At 47.7% G+C, this 15,865-nt stretch carries 14 protein-coding genes and 1 pseudogene; 6 read left to right on the forward strand and 9 right to left on the reverse strand.

Going from position 1 to position 15,865, the window contains the following annotated elements:
* Window positions 1-80: 80 nt before the first annotated feature.
* The 6 genes from menC to B3M90_RS11755 all read right to left on the reverse strand — a co-directional run bounded on the left by menC (window position 81) and on the right by B3M90_RS11755 (window position 7,227).
* A complete protein-coding gene (gene menC, locus B3M90_RS11730; RefSeq protein ID WP_214856488.1) occupies window positions 81-1,151 on the reverse strand; it encodes an o-succinylbenzoate synthase in 1,071 nt (356 codons plus the stop codon).
* Window positions 1,148-2,521 carry an o-succinylbenzoate--CoA ligase gene (gene menE / locus B3M90_RS11735; RefSeq protein WP_214856489.1) on the reverse strand — a complete coding sequence of 458 codons (1,374 nt, stop codon included), beginning with the start codon at window positions 2,519-2,521 and terminating at the stop codon, window positions 1,148-1,150. The genes menC and menE overlap by 4 nt, the downstream gene beginning before the upstream one ends.
* 71 nt (window positions 2,522-2,592) lie before the next feature.
* Window positions 2,593-3,417, reverse strand: a complete 825-nt coding sequence (gene menB / locus B3M90_RS11740) for a 1,4-dihydroxy-2-naphthoyl-CoA synthase (protein WP_023469886.1) — start codon at window positions 3,415-3,417, stop codon at window positions 2,593-2,595.
* Window positions 3,418-3,435: 18 nt separating this feature from the next.
* Window positions 3,436-4,212 (reverse strand): 2-succinyl-6-hydroxy-2,4-cyclohexadiene-1-carboxylate synthase, encoded by a 777-nt coding sequence (gene menH, locus B3M90_RS11745; protein ID WP_290784216.1) that lies wholly within the window; start codon window positions 4,210-4,212, stop codon window positions 3,436-3,438.
* Window positions 4,209-5,837, reverse strand: coding sequence for a 2-succinyl-5-enolpyruvyl-6-hydroxy-3-cyclohexene-1-carboxylic-acid synthase (gene menD / locus B3M90_RS11750; protein WP_290784218.1), 1,629 nt, complete (start codon window positions 5,835-5,837; stop codon window positions 4,209-4,211). The genes menH and menD overlap by 4 nt, the downstream gene beginning before the upstream one ends.
* A gap of 4 nt (window positions 5,838-5,841) precedes the next feature.
* Entirely contained in the window at window positions 5,842-7,227 is a 1,386-nt protein-coding gene (locus tag B3M90_RS11755; protein ID WP_290784225.1) for an isochorismate synthase, read from the reverse strand.
* Window positions 7,228-7,386: 159 nt separating this feature from the next.
* On the opposite strand from B3M90_RS11755, the gene B3M90_RS11760 reads away from it, so the two are divergent.
* The 4 genes from B3M90_RS11760 to B3M90_RS11775 all read left to right on the forward strand — a co-directional run bounded on the left by B3M90_RS11760 (window position 7,387) and on the right by B3M90_RS11775 (window position 10,821).
* Window positions 7,387-8,280, forward strand: a complete 894-nt coding sequence (locus tag B3M90_RS11760; protein ID WP_214856494.1) for a 1,4-dihydroxy-2-naphthoate polyprenyltransferase — start codon at window positions 7,387-7,389, stop codon at window positions 8,278-8,280.
* A gap of 180 nt (window positions 8,281-8,460) precedes the next feature.
* Complete coding sequence (locus tag B3M90_RS11765) at window positions 8,461-9,372, forward strand: PfkB family carbohydrate kinase (RefSeq protein ID WP_035412684.1); 912 nt, start codon at window positions 8,461-8,463, stop codon at window positions 9,370-9,372.
* Window positions 9,373-9,397: 25 nt separating this feature from the next.
* Entirely contained in the window at window positions 9,398-9,826 is a 429-nt protein-coding gene (locus B3M90_RS11770) for an NUDIX hydrolase (RefSeq protein WP_290784227.1), read from the forward strand.
* Between the two features lie 86 nt (window positions 9,827-9,912).
* Entirely contained in the window at window positions 9,913-10,821 is a 909-nt protein-coding gene (locus B3M90_RS11775; RefSeq protein ID WP_035412690.1) for a YihY/virulence factor BrkB family protein, read from the forward strand.
* A 54-nt stretch (window positions 10,822-10,875) separates the two neighbouring features.
* Here B3M90_RS11775 and B3M90_RS11780 read toward each other — a convergent pair whose 3' ends face one another.
* Window positions 10,876-12,825: a heavy metal translocating P-type ATPase gene (locus B3M90_RS11780; RefSeq protein WP_290784229.1), complete on the reverse strand. Its 1,950-nt coding sequence runs from the start codon at window positions 12,823-12,825 to the stop codon at window positions 10,876-10,878.
* A 185-nt stretch (window positions 12,826-13,010) separates the two neighbouring features.
* Here B3M90_RS11780 and B3M90_RS11785 point away from each other — a divergent pair, with 185 nt between their 5' ends.
* Together B3M90_RS11785 and B3M90_RS11790 are read left to right on the forward strand one after the other, a co-directional pair.
* Entirely contained in the window at window positions 13,011-13,940 is a 930-nt protein-coding gene (locus tag B3M90_RS11785) for a DMT family transporter (protein WP_290784231.1), read from the forward strand.
* A 163-nt stretch (window positions 13,941-14,103) separates the two neighbouring features.
* Window positions 14,104-14,391 carry a hypothetical protein gene (locus B3M90_RS11790; protein ID WP_023467290.1) on the forward strand — a complete coding sequence of 96 codons (288 nt, stop codon included), beginning with the start codon at window positions 14,104-14,106 and terminating at the stop codon, window positions 14,389-14,391.
* A 41-nt stretch (window positions 14,392-14,432) separates the two neighbouring features.
* On the opposite strand, the pseudogene B3M90_RS11795 reads toward B3M90_RS11790, so the two are convergent.
* Window positions 14,433-15,584: pseudogene (locus B3M90_RS11795) on the reverse strand (MFS transporter); the annotation flags it as partial.
* A 71-nt stretch (window positions 15,585-15,655) separates the two neighbouring features.
* A complete protein-coding gene (locus tag B3M90_RS11800; protein ID WP_023467292.1) occupies window positions 15,656-15,838 on the reverse strand; it encodes a hypothetical protein in 183 nt (60 codons plus the stop codon).
* Between the last annotated feature and the right edge of the window lie 27 nt (window positions 15,839-15,865).

The raw sequence follows: 15,865 nt of genomic DNA on the forward strand, positions 1-15,865 counted from the left end.
GTGTCTCGCCTGAGGAAAGGGCGTGAAAAGACGCGTCATTCTTTTTTGAGTCAGCCTCCTTTTTCGTCGTAGTGCTCCTATTATAAGGATATCCGGGACGTTGCCAATTTGTTTAACTGTGATTCGGATACGGCTGGAGCGGAATAACGAATGTGTCCGTGTTCGACATGATACGGGGTCTCGAGCAAATCTTCTTCAAAATAATCCTCCGTACTTGCCATATCGATCGGATAAGCGAGCCCTGGAAGTGTCGCGAAAGCAAGGGTCTGACGACGTCCGATGCCGCTCTCGAACATCCCTCCGAGCCAGTAGGGCGCTTTTGTTCGAAGGGACAAAGCGTTCGTCAGCCCACCGACACGTGCCGGCTTGATATTCAGAATCTGACCAGCGTGAAGCGTCTTCATCAAATCGGCATCCGCTGGAGCGACGATGGATTCATCTAGACAAATCGGTGTCTGCAAGAGTTTAGCGAGACGTTGATGTCCGGACCAATCCGACGCTACGAGCGGTTGTTCCATCATAACGAGACCGAATGAATCCCAATGCTGTAATAAAGGAAAGTCTGCTTCTATGAAGCTGCCGTTAGCGTCAAACATCAAGGGCGCATCAGGGAAAGCCGCACGTACTTGCTCAAGAACGACAGTATCCGTCGGAGCGAGCTTCAGTTTGATCCGTCCATATCCGGAGGCGATCGCTTGTCCGACGGCTTCGACGGTCTGCGCTGCAGAAGCCCGTCCGAGTGCTTTCCCGCAAGGTACGAGGGATGATTCATCACCTCCGAGATACGTAGCGAGCGATTGTCCGGCAGCTGCTGCGAATAATTCATAAATTGCTCCTTCAAACATCGCTTTTGCCATCGGATTGCCTTGCACGATGCGGAAGCGGTGCGTGACATCTGCTGGATGATGGAGCGGTTGGTCAAGTAACTGGTACAGCAGTGAAGCGATTCCTTGCAGAGAATGTTGTGTTTCGGACGTATACCACGGTGTATCAAACGCGACTCCTTCCCCATAACCCATTCGTCCTTCCGAATCGGTCAGGCGCAAAATCGTCGTCCTGCGTATCGTTAACGTCGAGAGTGCTGTTTGCATCGGACGACGAAAGACGAGCGGTACATCGAACAATTCGGCAGACCGGAGGGTGATGCTCATAATGACTCCTTCAGTTGTTTCCGCAATAGTTTACCGTTCGCATTGCGTGGCAAAACGCTATGATAGATGTAATCAACCGGACATTTATATTTGGCGAGCAATTGACTGATTTCCGTTCGGATGATGGCTTCATCGAGTGAACTTACGATGAAGGCAACCGGAACTTGTCCCCATTTAGCATCGAATCGTCCGACGACACCTGCTTCTTGAATCCCATCAATCGAGAGAAGTGCTGATTCGACCTCAGCTGGGTAAATATTTTCCCCACCTGAGATGATGAGATCACTTCGACGATCGAGGACATACAGGTATCCATCGGCGTCCAAACGTCCTAAGTCACCAGTCTTGAAAAAACCGTCTGCTGTAAAGGCGTCTGCCGTTTTCTCTTCATCATGAAAATAGCCTTTCATGATTGTCGGTCCTTTGACTTCGATTTCTTGGTGGCGCGTGATCCGGATTTGCGTCGGATAAATGGCTTGTCCAGCTGATCCGATTTTTCGTAAGGCATCCTCAGGCAGAAGAGTCGCGATTTGAGAAGCTGTTTCCGTCATCCCATATGTCTGCATGACGGGAATATTGCGGTCGAGTGCACGCGTCAGAATCGGTAATGGAACAGGACCACCCCCTGTCAGTACGACGCGAAGCGCGTGACGACGTAGTCCGGCTTCGAGCAACCGATCAAGCATGACTGAGACGAGTGAGACATGTGTAATTTTTTCCGTCGTAATCCAGTGTAAGGCGCGTTCTGGTGAAAAATGTGGCTCGAGAATGATCGGCACTCCATAGATGACCGCTCGATAGACGACGGCTAACCCACTCATATGAAACAGTGGTGTGACAATCAAAAAACGATCCTCTGGCAGTGATCCGATATGACGAGCGGCATTCGTCGCACTCGAGAAATGATTCAACATCGTTTGTTCCACAGCTTTCGGATGTCCGGTCGTACCACTCGTAAAGAGCATTGATTGGACGTATTGTTTAGGCATATGGCGTATTAACAGATCGGGCGCTTCTTTTTCATAAGAAAAAGCTCGACACGGAATCGCTGTATCGAGTATCCGGTCTGTTACGACGAGCCGCACATCTGCCTGTTTGAATTGGCGCAGCACTTCCGTTTGCGTTAGTCGAGTGTTGATCGGGACGACGGTTAATTCAAGCAATTGAGCAGCGTGAAGAGCGACGATATACTGTGCACTGGATGGACCGTAAAGAGCAATCCGGTCTCCGCGTGTCACGATCGTCGCCCACGTACTCGCCAAACGATGCGCGCGTGCATATAGTTCAGACCACGTCCAACGCTCCGTTTCCGTAATGAGCGCGATGTCATCCGGTTGCTCTTTTGCCCGTGTATAGATCCAAGGATACAAAATAGTCACTTCCTTTTTGATGAATATACGAAAAAGGTTCAATGTCATAAGACGATTGAACCTTTTTTTCATTATGGGAAACGCGGAAACTGTCCGAAGTCAGGATTGCGTTTTTCTTTGAACGCATCGCGTCCTTCTTTTGCTTCGTCAGTCGTGTAGTACAGTAATGTTGCATCTCCTGCGAGTTGCTGAATCCCTGCGAGACCATCTGAATCGGCGTTGAATGCCGCTTTGAGGAAACGAAGAGCCGTTGGTGAATGTTGAAGAATTTCAGCACACCATTGAATCGTTTCTTGCTCGAGATCCGCGAGTGGAACGACCGTGTTGACGAGTCCCATATCAAGTGCTTGCTGTGCGTCATATTGACGGCAGAGGTACCAGATTTCACGCGCTTTCTTGTGTCCAACGACGCGCGCGAGGTAACCAGAGCCATATCCAGCATCGAATGAACCGACTTTTGGACCTGTTTGTCCGAAGCGGGCGTTGTCTGCAGCGATCGTCAAGTCACACACGAGGTGAAGGACGTGCCCGCCACCAATCGCATAACCTGCGACCATAGCGATGACTGGTTTCGGGATGACACGAATCAAACGTTGAAGATCAAGGACGTTTAAACGTGGGATTTCATCGTCGCCGACATATCCACCATGTCCGCGTACCTTTTGGTCTCCACCAGAGCAGAATGCGAGATCGCCTTCACCTGTTAAGATGATGACGCCGACGTTTTGATCGTCACGTGCACGTGAAAATGCGTCGATGAGTTCATGGACCGTGTGTGGTCGGAACGCATTGCGAACTTCTGGACGGTTGATCGTGATTTTTGCGATCCCGTTCCATTGTTCATATTTGATGTCTTCATAGCTACGGGCTGATACCCATTCCGGAGCGTATTTCATTTGAATTCCCCCAATATGTTAGTGATGAATAAGTAGATTCTTTACCATTGTAACAAACTTTTGCGGTTGGTCGATATGTGGGGCATGCGAAGCATGCAAAATCACGTGAATTTTTTCAGGTGATGCCGCTCGTAAGGCGATGGCGCGGAATTTTTCGTCCTCTTCCCCGACAATCCAATCAATCTCTTTCGGAAGGCATGACCAAAGAGAGGGCATGCTTCCTGTACCTTGTGCTCGAAGCGAAGCGCTCAGACCTTCAACCGTTTGAGACATACGCTCCTGCCGCAGTCGCGTGCGTTGTTGTTCTTTGAGAAGCGCTTGAGGTTTAAATAATCCAAGTGTCTCCCAATGATCAATGAAAGCTTCGAGTCCATCCTTTTCGAGTCGCTCCGCTAACATACGATCGGATGCACGACGTACTTTTCGCTCCACTGCCGTCTTGATACCTGGTGTTGTACTAACAGCGATTGTTCGAGCGATTTGCTCAGAGACGACACTCAACATTAAGGCGATTCGTCCGCCCATCGAATAACCGAGGACAATCCATGGCTCGGATCGCATAGCGAGCAGCGCCTCAAGATCCTTGACTTGTTGTGTCAAACGCATTCGTTGATTAGACGCTGGTATCGTTTCTCCATGTCCCATCAAATCGAGGCGGTAGACGGTGAAGTGAGTCGATAAATGCTCACTTAGCATGTCCCACGTCGAGAGGGAGCCTGTAAAACCGTGGAGTAATAAGAGCGGTGGACCAGCTCCCTCGATTTTCACATGATAGGGATGACCGCGTAAAATCATCGGAATACCTCGGCTAACGCTTGATTCGTCACGTCCCAAATCGAACGATGCATCTGTACGTTTTCGATTCGTGTTGTCTTGACTTCAAGTATCCGAGTGACATTCGTCTCTTCCGCAAGTGCTTGACGTAACGCAGCAATCGAATCAATCGCCTGATAGGTCACACCGTAGCCGGAGGCGAGGGAGGCGAAGTCGAGATGCTGCGGTGTACCGAATAGTGGCTCGAACACCGCTTGCTCGAGTTGCTGTTGCGGTAAGAAGCTAAAGATGCCGCCACCCGCATTGTTGACGAGAATGATCGTTAACGGAAGCGTGCGCGCTGTCATCAGCCCGTTGATATCATGAATGAATGCCAGGTCACCAACGAGTAAATAGCGGTGTTTGGCATCAAACGTTGCCCCGAGAGCACTCGAGAGGATGCCGTCAATCCCATTTGCTCCACGGTTCGCGAGTAGACGAAGGGGTGTTCCTGTAGGCAAGAACGTATCAATATCTCGGATCGGCATACTGTTCGAAACGAATAGGCTTCCTTCTTGTAACGTCGTTAACGCGCGGACGACGTTATACTCCGTCATCTCCTCTTGATCGATCGTCGTAAAGGCATCGGTGACGCGTCGCTCTGCCTGTTGTAACAGATTGAGGTACGTAGGGTCATGCGGAACGGGCTCATGATGTTCGAGTTGTCGCGCGTGACCAATCACGAAATCCGAATGGAGTTGGGGATCGCGCCAATTCCCTGGATGACCAACGACTGTCGTCGGAATATCCCGAGACCAAAGCAGATAAGGTTTTGACGTCGGCATGGCGCCGAAACGAATGATTCGATCCGGTCGGACGTGCTGAGCGGTGGCCGGATGTTTTAGCCATGTATCGTAGTAGGCAAAGACGTGATCATCATGCGATTGCCGTCCTTGACTGAGTGGATCTGCTAAGACCGGAATCCCTGCTTGTTTTGCATACGAGATGACAATCTGACTGTCCGCGGCAGCAAGTTGTGGTCCAAGTACAAAAAGAAGGCGCTCTTTCTGAAGCACGATCGCTAAGGCGTTATTTACTCCCGATGTCGGTTCAGGTAAAACGCCGACAGAACGACCTGTTCGTAAAAGATCGAGTTCAGGCACGAGTGGTTCACGTAATGGAACGTTGATTTGAACTGGTCCCGCCGGTTCCGTCAGGGAGAGCAGGGTTGCACGTTGTGCGACATGAGCGACGTAAGGAAGACTCGCTTCTTCCGCTAAGGGAAGATCAAATGCATGATGAACCTGCTTGCCGTATAGTCCGACCTGATCGATGGCTTGAGGTGCCCCGACATTACGTAATTCATGAGGTCGATCGGCAGTCAAAACGATCAATGGAAGTTCAAAAATATTAGCTTCGGTTACTGCTGAATAATAGTTCGTCGCAGCGGTACCGCTTGTACAAATTAGCGCAACGGGACGAACACGCTCTTCCGTCCGTGTTAAACCTAAAGCAAAAAAACTAGCCGACCGTTCGTCAACCAGGACGTGGGTACGGCTAGACGGATGCAGAAAAGCTGCAATAGCAAGTGGTGTTGAGCGGGAACCGGGACTGATGACGAAGTCCCGGACACCAGACGCGACGAGCGTATCAATTAACGTGTGCATCCACTTAGTCAACATAAATATCATCCTTTTCAATCGAACCAATGTGTGAAAGAGCTTGTAACATCGGTGATAGTTTAGTTTCCGTCTCTGCTAGCTCGCTGTCGAAATGAGAACCTTCAACAAGACCGCAACCGGCATAAAGAATGACAGCCCGTTCCGTAAATAATCCAGAGCGAATGGCAACGATGAATTCCCCATCATCTTGTCCATTCATCCAACCGACGGGTGAACCGTACCAACCCCGTTCGAACGTTTCAATCTCTTGGATCGCATCGACCGCTAATTGCTTTGGCTCGCCACCAAGTGCAGGTGTCGGATGAAGTTTCTCAATCAGTTGGAATAACGTGACATCTGCTTTTAAACGCGCCGTGATCGGTGTATAGAGATGTTGGATATGACGATTTTTTAAGAGAATCGGGGTATCCGGACAATCCAGTTGCTCTGAAAAAGCAGATAACGTCCGTTCGATCGAATCAGCGACAATCCCGTGCTCCATTCGGTTCTTTTGATCTTGTAATAACGATTGACCGAGTGCCTCATCCATCTCATCCGTCGCGTGGCGCGGTGCAGAACCGGCGACGGCTGCTGTCTCAAGGCGACGTCCACGTTTTTGGACGAGTCGTTCCGGTGTGGCTCCGATAAAGGCCTCTTCCGGATTCGGCTGGAAGCAGAAGACATAGCTACCGGGCTGTGTATCTTCGAGTTCAGCAACGACAGCGGCTACATCAAGTGGGCGGTCCAGTTCGTAGACGACTTCCCGCGCCAAAACGATTTTTTCAAGTGTTGTCTCCAAGTAATGCATCGCTTGTTGAAACGAGGCTTCAAAGGCTTCATTTCCATCCCGAGATAGACGTAAACGCGTGACGCCTGTCGAAGTCGGTGTTTGCGGTTGATTAACTTTGGCGAAATCAAGTGCGAGCTGATTTAAGATTGAATCGACTTGATCCATCGGCTCAACACGGGCAAAGATCGTCACGCGTGTCTTACCATCTTGCTCTAAGAATAAAAACTTCGGAATCGTCATCGAAGCGTCTCCAAAGGAAGACCAGCGATAATCCGGTTGGTTAAGTTCAGTGAAAGAGAATCCGCTGAACGCAAATAAATCATGACCGACATGGTCGCGATTCACATTTGTCCATTGCGATTGAATTCGTAAAAAACGATCCGTTCCTGAAGCCTGAAGTTGTTGTACGATGCCAAACCCAATGGCCCGCATCGAGCGATCAGGTGTCGCGAAATAAAATCGTTCCTCGATACCCTGTTCGAGAGAACGTATGTCAGTTGCTTCGATTTCCCATGAATACGAAGCAAGTATAGGTCGTTGTGAGGCATTCGCCTGACTGACGGCCTGTTCGATACACTGTTTTAGCTCTTGTTGAGCGTAAGCCATACCGCTCATTGCCCCCTAGTCTGTAGATACTGTGATATGTTTCACTTATTCTAAGTGTAAACTTTTTGCGGACAAAAAAGAAGGAATAAGCTATCTTGGATTGAACATTGACATCAAAAAACGAAACCCGCTACACTTAGACAGGAAAGGGGTTATTATATGAATAAATCAATCGCTGTCTATTGGCGAATGACACGACCGCATACACTGACAGCAAGTTTTGTTCCGGTCGTCGTCGGTACGGCAGTTGTCGCACCACGTGTGGAATCGATACGCTTGGATTTGTTCGTAGCGATGTTAATCGCATCGATGTTGATTCAAATCGCAACGAATCTGTTCAATGAATACTACGATTACAAACGTGGTTTAGATACAGAGGAATCGGTCGGAATCGGTGGATCAATCGTACGTGATGGATTCAAGCCAGGTACGATTCTTGCATTTGCACTTACGTTGTATGGCATTTCCGCACTACTCGGTGTGTATCTATGCATCGAGACTTCGTGGTGGTTACTTGTCGTAGGACTCATCTCGATGTTCGTCGGATATATTTACACCGGAGGACCACTACCGATCGCGTATACACCTTTTGGGGAAGTGGTTGCTGGCTTTTTCATGGGATATATCATCATTGCGATCTCTGCCTACTTGCAAATTGGTTATGTACCAACGGAAGCCGTTGCGATTTCGATACCTGTTGCCATCTTGATCGGTTCAATCCTGCTTGCAAATAATATTCGGGACTTGGATAATGACAAGGTCAACGGACGAAAAACGATTGCCTGTCTTGTAGGGCATCGCCGTGCCGTGTACGTTTTGATCGGATTTTTTGCGGCAGCTGTCCTGTCACTCATCATTGCTGTACTGGCATTCGAAGTCTCTTGGTTTGCCTTACTCGCGTTGTTGAGTATTCCGCTCATGATTAAAACGGTCCGTCTCTTCTGGGAGGACTTGCCACCAGAACAACTGATGCCTGGTATGGCGCAGACTGGTAAAGTAAATACGATTTTCGGATTATTACTCGCAATCAGTCTCGTGATTGCGAACATCTAAATTCAAACAAAGCAGCAGGCGATTCGCTTGCTGTTTTTTTTTATGAGAAGATAGCGAACAGTTAGAAAAAAAGTGCTTCGGTTGTCACTGATTTAAAATTTTACTATAATTGAAGCAATGTGCCTGAAAGATCAATTCAAGGATCGGGAATCAGGAAATATGGTTAGAGGTGGAACTGGAATGAATAAAATCGCGGTAATCGGAAAAGTATTCGTCGACATAAAAGGAACTTCGTTCGCTCCTTTGCACAAGGATGCGAAAAACGTAGGAGACATCACGTTTTCGAATGGAGGAACAGGACGCAACGTAGCACAAAACTTAGCCGTCCTCGGGAATGAAGTTCGCTTTATCTCGACGGTTACGAATGATCAGATTGGCGTGGGAGTGCTCGATGAGCTGAAATCTTACGGTGCGAATGTGGATCATGTCGAAATGTTAGAAGATCATGGTATGGGTATGTGGCTAGCGGTCATGGATAACGAAGGTGACTTGCAAACCTCAATCTCGAAACAACCAGATGCGAAGTTGCTCGAAGAGGCGATTTTACGTCAATCAATCTATGCGCTCGATGGAGTCGATGCCGTTGCCATCGATCTTGATTTGTCTGTTACAGTCTTGGAACGTTTGATTCATCTATGTCGCAAAATGGAGTTGCCATTGTTTGGTGTTTGTGGTCACTTGAGCGTCATTGAACGTAATCGTCATCTGTTACAAGGATTCACTGGATTCATTTGCAGTCGCGAAGAAGCAGAAATTTTGTCTGATCTGTCAATCGTGACGGTAGAAGATGCGATTCATGTAGCAAATGAGCTAGCGAAAAAAGGTGCTCCATTCACGGTCGTGACGATGAGTGAACTAGGGGCGGTCTACGTCGATCGTCGTACGGCGACGTCAGGTCATGTTGGAACGAAAAAAGTAAAAGTCGTCGACTCAACGGGAGCAGGCGATTCCTTCTTCTCTGCTGTCTTATCTGAATTGACAAAAGAAAAACCAGCAGAAGAGGCATTAAAGCTTGGCATGAAAATCGCGGCAGAAGTCATCGCTTCGACAGAAAATGGACTCGTTCCAGAAATGCTGGATGCCATTCAATGAATTAATTTTGAAAAGGGGTGGCGTCATGCCGATTCAACGAAGTGCGATCATTTTACGAAATGAACAGGATGAAATTGCGTTGATTCGACGGGATAAACCGAACGAAACGTATTATGTCTTTCCAGGCGGTGGAAAAGATGATGGAGAATCACTAGAAGAGACAGCGATTCGTGAAGCACATGAAGAACTCGGTGTCGACGTGGAGTTGAATGGCATTGCTGCCATCGTCCGTTTTAACGGATTCGATAACCCTTATTTTTGGGCGAAAGCAATTGGCGGTCGCTTTGGAACAGGTTTGGGTGAAGAATTCGAAGAGGAAGGGTCTGGTTATACACCAGTCTGGATTAAACGATCCGAATTGCCATCATTGCCGATTCGTCCACCGTCTCTTGCCAAACAATTGGCAGAAATGACAGAACCGTTCTATAAATTGATTCTTTCTGAAAACGAATGAGGTTTTAGTTGAAATAAAATGGGAAAAGTATATTAAAACAATGAGGTGGTCTTTGACTGCCTCTTTTTCAGGAAGGAGAGATGACGATGGCGCATTCACGCGATCCTAAAGGGCTTGCCTTGAACTTAAAGCAGCGAATGTCCGATCACAACATTACGGATTATGCAGGGACACTCGCCTATTACTGGTTTTTATCCATTTTCCCAGGTATCATTTTCGTCATTTCCGTCTTGTCGTTCTTTGATATTGATCGTCAGACACTTGAGTCGCAAATCCGGGACTTAGCACCGGGTGGGGCCGTCAATACATTCACGGATACGATTTTTCAAGCCATCAAGGATCCGCAGGGGGGATTGTTATCGATTGGTGCGATTCTTGCCATCTGGTCCGCTTCAAAAGGTGTCGATCGCTTGATCACGACAGCGAACCATGCCTATGGTGATTTCTCGCCACGTGGTTTTGTCGCAGCACGCGGGATTGCTTTACTACTCACGATTGTTCTCGGAATCGGGATGTTATTATTGATTGTCTTGAACGTTCTTGGTGGTCCAATCATCACGTATCTTGCGAATTTCGTTCTCCCGATCGATATGGGGCAAAAAATCTTATTAACGGTCTTGCGTTACGTCGTTTCAACGATTCTATTGATTGGTATACTGTCGATCTTTTACCGCGTCGCACCAAAGCGCCCGATTACCTTTAAGGAAGCGATCCCAGGAGCCGTCTTTGGTGTCATTGTCTGGCAATTACTATCGGTCGGATTTGGATTCTACGTCTCGAACTTCTCAAACTACAATCAGACGTACGGTTCGCTCGGTAGTGTCGTTATCTTGTTATTATGGCTTTATTTCACAGGATTGATCATCTTACTTGGTTCTGAATTGAACGCGTCATGGGAACGATTCATGAAAAAAGCGGATCCGAAGAAGATGGAAGAAAAGCGCTTGAAGGAACAAGCAGAACTCGATTCGATTCCGACGAATACGTTCGGATGAAGAGACAAAAAAACGTCTGACTGCCGTGTGGCAGTCAGACGTTTTTTTTAATGATTAAGCGGCTAATCGTTTTTCGGATACACGCTGTGGGAGAGTTGGTAAAGCATCCTGTTGAAGAAGACGTAAGCCATTCAGGATGACAAGAATCGTCGATCCTTCGTGTCCGACGACAGCGAACGGCATGATTAGGAACTGTGACAAGTTGGATGCGATCAATAGAAGGATGACACCGATCGCAAGCGTGATGTTTTGTTTGACGATCCGGTTCATCTTCCGGGCTTTATGCACGGCGTAGGCAAGACGACCTAAATCGTTTTTCATCAAGACAACGTCAGCAGTCTCAAGCGCAGCATCCGTTCCTTCACCCATTGCAATCCCGACATGTGCCAGTGCGAGCGCCGGAGCATCATTGATACCATCACCGACCATCGCAACGGTCCGACCTTCTGTTTGGTATTGCTTAATATAGCGCACTTTATCTTCCGGTAAGCATTCAGCGACGAAGTCCGTTAAACCCGCTTCACGCGAGATGGCTGCTGCCGTGACAGGATTATCACCTGTCAACATGATCGTCGCGATGCCGAGATCGTTTAAAGCGGCGATTGCTGTTTTAGCTTCCGGACGAATCGTATCACGTAATGCATAAAGTGCTACGATTTGTGATCCATTGCTGACATAAACGATTGTATGCCCTTGTTCTTTCAGTGACTGTTCGATCGCGACGAATGGATCGTCTAGACCATCGTGGAATGCTCGCTTGCCAATGCGATACGTGACGCCATCGACAGTTGCTTCAATCCCGTATCCTGTCACATCTTTGAACGTTGACGGTTCGCGAACATCGGTTTTTAAGTGATTAACGATCGCTTGTGCGAGCGGGTGGTTCGACTGTGCTTCGATGGAAGCAACGGCTTGTTCGACGGCTCGGATATCGATTCCTTCCGCGTATCGACTTTCAGTAACGACGGGTTTACCTGTTGTCAGAGTCCCTGTTTTATCGAAGACGATCGTGTCGACTTGTCCGAGTGTCTCGATGTGTGCTCCACCTTTGAAGAGAACGCCATTTTTCGCAGATGCGGCGATTGCGGACAAGGCAGCAGGGGTAATCGACGCGACAAGCGCACAAGGCGAAGCAACAACGAGTAAAATCATCGCCCGATAAATGCTTGTCTCGAATGTCCAGCCGACGACGTAATGAGGAAGGACCATCATCAGGGCAACGACGAGGAGGACGATTTTGACATAACGACTTTCAAATCGTTCGATGAACTGAGCAGAGGGAGACTGCTCACTTTGTGCGTTTTGGACCATATGAATGATTTTTTGGAACAATGATTCATCAGCGGCTTTCGTCATTTCAATCGTCAAGACACCATTCATGTTGACGGTCGAGTTATAGACGGTATCGCCCGTTTGTTTTTCAACCGGAATCGATTCGCCTGTAATCGATGCTTCTTCGATTGCTGCTTGACCGCGAATGATGACACCATCGACCGGAATGCGTTCCCCGGGACGAACATAGACGAGGTTACCGATTACTAGTTGCTCGATTCCAACGACTTCAAGTTGTCCGTTTGCATTCAGACGCGTTGCTTCCTCTGGCTGTAAAGACATTAAACTTTGTAAAGCCCGTTCATTTTTATTCATCGTATAGGTTTCAAGAGCACCGGATAACGCGAAGATGAAGATAAGGATCGCACCTTCCATCCAATAGCCGATGGCAGCAGCACCGATGGCAGCTAAAATCATCAACAATTCGACGTTCAACGTTTTTTCTTGATACGTCTCCGTCAAGCCTTCCTTCGCTTTCGCATATCCTCCAATCACATATGCTGATAAGTACAACGTGACATAAACGGCAGACGCCGTATTGAATTTTTCGAGTCCGTAAGCAACTAAAATCAATATTCCGCTAAACAATGCTAGAATCAATTCGTGATGCTCATCCCAAGCATGACGGAATACGGAACGCTGTTGAACATCGGTAGTAGTGGAAGTCGTCATATTAAAACTCCTTTCAAAATGTAAATGAGAAATGAAATCATTATAGAAAGAGAATGAGAATGTGATATATCAATGAGTTTAACTGATTGATAATGAGTTTCATTGTCTCTAGATTATAATTATTATTATCTGTAGAATTACTATATCATGTTTCAGTGAAAAGGAACAGGAAAGGAACTAGAAAGATGCAAAAAATTTTAACCCATCGGATTGGACTCGTCGTCTTTGCATTATTGACGACTTTTTTGTGGGGAAGTGCGTTTCCCTTCATTAAAAAAAGTTATGACTTATTACAGATCACATCTTCCGAATACGGAGAGCAATTGCTGTTTGCGAGCTATCGTTTCTTTTTAGCAGGTGTGCTGTTACTTGTCGTCAGTGTCTTCGTCTTCAAACAGACGATCACATTGAAGGAGCGGACTTACGCCTATAGTCGTCTCGGCTTCTTTTTGACGTTCTTGCAGTACGTCTTCTTTTATATCGGTCTATCTTTGTCAACTGGCGTACAAGGATCAATCATTGCCGGATCGACTTCGTTCTTCCAGATGTTACTGGCACATTTTCGATATGAAGACGATCGACTGAATCGATTTAAAGGACTCGCCTTATTCCTTGGATTCACAGGTGTCATCTTGGCCAACTGGCCACAAGGTGGGCAAGGTGTTTCGTTTGGAGTAGGGGAAGGATTATTGATCGCAGCAATGGTTTCCGGGGCGTTCGGTAACTTGGTTGCCAAAGAATACTCGGCACGTTATCCGGTGGCACCGATGACTGGATGGGCGATGGTCATTGGATCAATCGGTCTCTTTATCGCAGGAGTCATTCTCGATGGTCACGTCGCACCATTCACCTTTTCAACGCCAAGTGCTTGGATGCTCGTGTATCTTGCATTTTTATCAGCGACTGGATTTACGCTTTGGAACTTACTAATGAAATATAATCCAGTCAGTAAAGTGTCGTTGTTCATGTTCTTCGTACCAATCTATGGTGTCAGTTTATCGGCCTTGATTCTCGGCGAGACGATTCCACCGCAAGCGTTGCTTGGGTTACTCTTCGTTGTCAGTGGTATTTTAGTCTCGACGTACCTTCCGTTATGGTTTCAAAAGCGAGGTTGACGAAGATTCAGAATCGTGCAAAAATAGTTTCAATCAAAGTAACTCCCAATCGTTCGTTGCTCAAGCCGACCCGTTCGGCTTTTTTCTGTACGGTCAAGTGAAGACCGATTCGGCCTTGTCTGAAAGGCTAGTGCGACTATAAAACGGAAGGAGATGAAAACGAATGGAACGGAATGAGATCGTTCGAAAGATCATTGCCACTCGTCGTCCACGTGATGAGTTTGCCCGGTTCGTCGTAACGTGCGTCAGTCAGCAGTTGAAGGAAACCCATGGAGATGTGGATGTGGAAATCATCGAGGCGGAGAGAGGTTACGATTCAGTGTGGTCAATCAACGGTCGAGAGGTCGTCGTGCTGCTCGAGACAGAAGAGCTGAAGCGTGCAAAAGAACAGCCGTATGCGATCGACGATAAGCTCTGGCGGAGTTTTCGGCAAGAAGGAATCGTGAAATGAAAAAAACGGATCTTGCGCATCGATGGCGCAAGGTCCGTTTTTTAGATTCGGGGTGTCTCATGACGTTTGGCATACCGCAATAGAAGCGCAAGCGTCGTCAAGACAAGAACGAATAAACTGAAATACAGCATGGAAGGGAGTATGACGAACAGACTACCGGCAATTGGACCAAGAATCGAACCGAGACTGAAGGCAATCCCGGCAAGTAAGTTACCCGTCGGTAGAAGATGACGTGGTAGCTGTTCTGTCATATAGGCAACACCGAGCGAATACGTCGAGCCGAGTGCCATTCCACTGACGGCAAAAATCGCGAACAACCAACCGTAACGTTCGAAGGCGAAGCAAGCAGTGAGAAAAGCGACGGAACCAATCGACAGTACAGTGACTAACGTCCGACGTTTTCCGAAGTGATCGGCAAGTCGCCCCAGTGGTAGCTGCATGATCAATGAGCTGACGACGAATGTCGTGATTAAGGTACTTGTCTCGGATAAACCATATCCGTTACGCGTCGCAAAAACGGGAAAACTGGCATTCAGTGTGGCTTCGAGAAAACCGTATGTAAAACCAGGAAGTAATGTAAACCAAGCAGTCGATAGGACGAGTCGATACCGTGAAGCAGCACTTTGCAATTCCTCTGGCATAACGGACGACGGTTTTTCATTTGGCATACGGAATAATAAAATCAGAACGATGACGGTCAAAGTTCCTGTTAACACGAACGGTAACCAATCGATCACATCGACGAGCGGTGCAGCAAGAGGACCTAAGGCAAAACCGAGACCGAATGCCATCCCGTATAACGACATCGTTCGTCCTAACCGCTCGTTTGGTGTAATGGACGTTACCCAGACTTGTGACCCATAATGTAACGTCTGATCACCGAAACCGACGAGGAAGCGGAGAATTACCCAAGCGATAATGCTTGGGAGTAATGGGAATAAGAAGACAGCCACTGCGACAAGGGCAAGACCGAATGAGATGACAGGAATATAACCACGCCGTCGTAACGGACCTTCCATAAGAGGTGCGGCAACGATGACACCGATATAGAGGACGGCGGCACTGAGTCCGTTAATGAAAGCAGATGTCCCTTGACGTTCTAACAAGATGGACAGTAATGGAATCAGTAATCCTTGTGTGAAACCGGAAATGAAGACGATCGATAAGATGAGAGCAAAACGACGTGACACAAGTAACGACGACCTTTCTTTTTTCTTTTAGCATAACACGCCCCGGACTTCGAAAAGGGAGACCGGGGCGTGTTTCATTTATTTTCTTGTTCAAACCGTGTCGGACGAGGCATGTGCAGGAGATGTTCATCCCAATCTGTCTGATCGAACACTTCATCATGTTCGATACTGTGTGAAGCACGAATACCAACCATCATGACGAACAAGACCATACTGAACGTACCGATGATTGCGACAATACCTACGAGCCATTCCATCCCGGTCACCCCTTTTTATAAAACAGA

Source organism: Exiguobacterium sp. UBA6309, from assembly GCF_002439205.1.
GTDB lineage: Bacteria > Bacillota > Bacilli > Exiguobacteriales > Exiguobacteriaceae > Exiguobacterium_A.

What these genes read in the sequence shown, in the direction of transcription:
- menC (WP_214856488.1), bottom strand. Translation starts at nt 1,151, where the DNA reads ATGAGCATCACCCTCCGGTCTGCCGAATTGTTCGATGTACCGCTCGTC.
- menB (WP_023469886.1), bottom strand. Translation starts at nt 3,417, where the DNA reads ATGAAATACGCTCCGGAATGGGTATCAGCCCGTAGCTATGAAGACATC.
- menH (WP_290784216.1), bottom strand. Translation starts at nt 4,212, where the DNA reads ATGATTTTACGCGGTCATCCCTATCATGTGAAAATCGAGGGAGCTGGT.
- menD (WP_290784218.1), bottom strand. Translation starts at nt 5,837, where the DNA reads ATGCACACGTTAATTGATACGCTCGTCGCGTCTGGTGTCCGGGACTTC.
- B3M90_RS11755 (WP_290784225.1), bottom strand. Translation starts at nt 7,227, where the DNA reads ATGGCTTACGCTCAACAAGAGCTAAAACAGTGTATCGAACAGGCCGTC.
- B3M90_RS11760 (WP_214856494.1), top strand. Translation starts at nt 7,387, where the DNA reads ATGAATAAATCAATCGCTGTCTATTGGCGAATGACACGACCGCATACA.
- B3M90_RS11765 (WP_035412684.1), top strand. Translation starts at nt 8,461, where the DNA reads ATGAATAAAATCGCGGTAATCGGAAAAGTATTCGTCGACATAAAAGGA.
- B3M90_RS11770 (WP_290784227.1), top strand. Translation starts at nt 9,398, where the DNA reads ATGCCGATTCAACGAAGTGCGATCATTTTACGAAATGAACAGGATGAA.
- B3M90_RS11775 (WP_035412690.1), top strand. Translation starts at nt 9,913, where the DNA reads ATGGCGCATTCACGCGATCCTAAAGGGCTTGCCTTGAACTTAAAGCAG.
- B3M90_RS11780 (WP_290784229.1), bottom strand. Translation starts at nt 12,825, where the DNA reads ATGACGACTTCCACTACTACCGATGTTCAACAGCGTTCCGTATTCCGT.
- B3M90_RS11785 (WP_290784231.1), top strand. Translation starts at nt 13,011, where the DNA reads ATGCAAAAAATTTTAACCCATCGGATTGGACTCGTCGTCTTTGCATTA.
- B3M90_RS11790 (WP_023467290.1), top strand. Translation starts at nt 14,104, where the DNA reads ATGGAACGGAATGAGATCGTTCGAAAGATCATTGCCACTCGTCGTCCA.
- B3M90_RS11800 (WP_023467292.1), bottom strand. Translation starts at nt 15,838, where the DNA reads ATGGAATGGCTCGTAGGTATTGTCGCAATCATCGGTACGTTCAGTATG.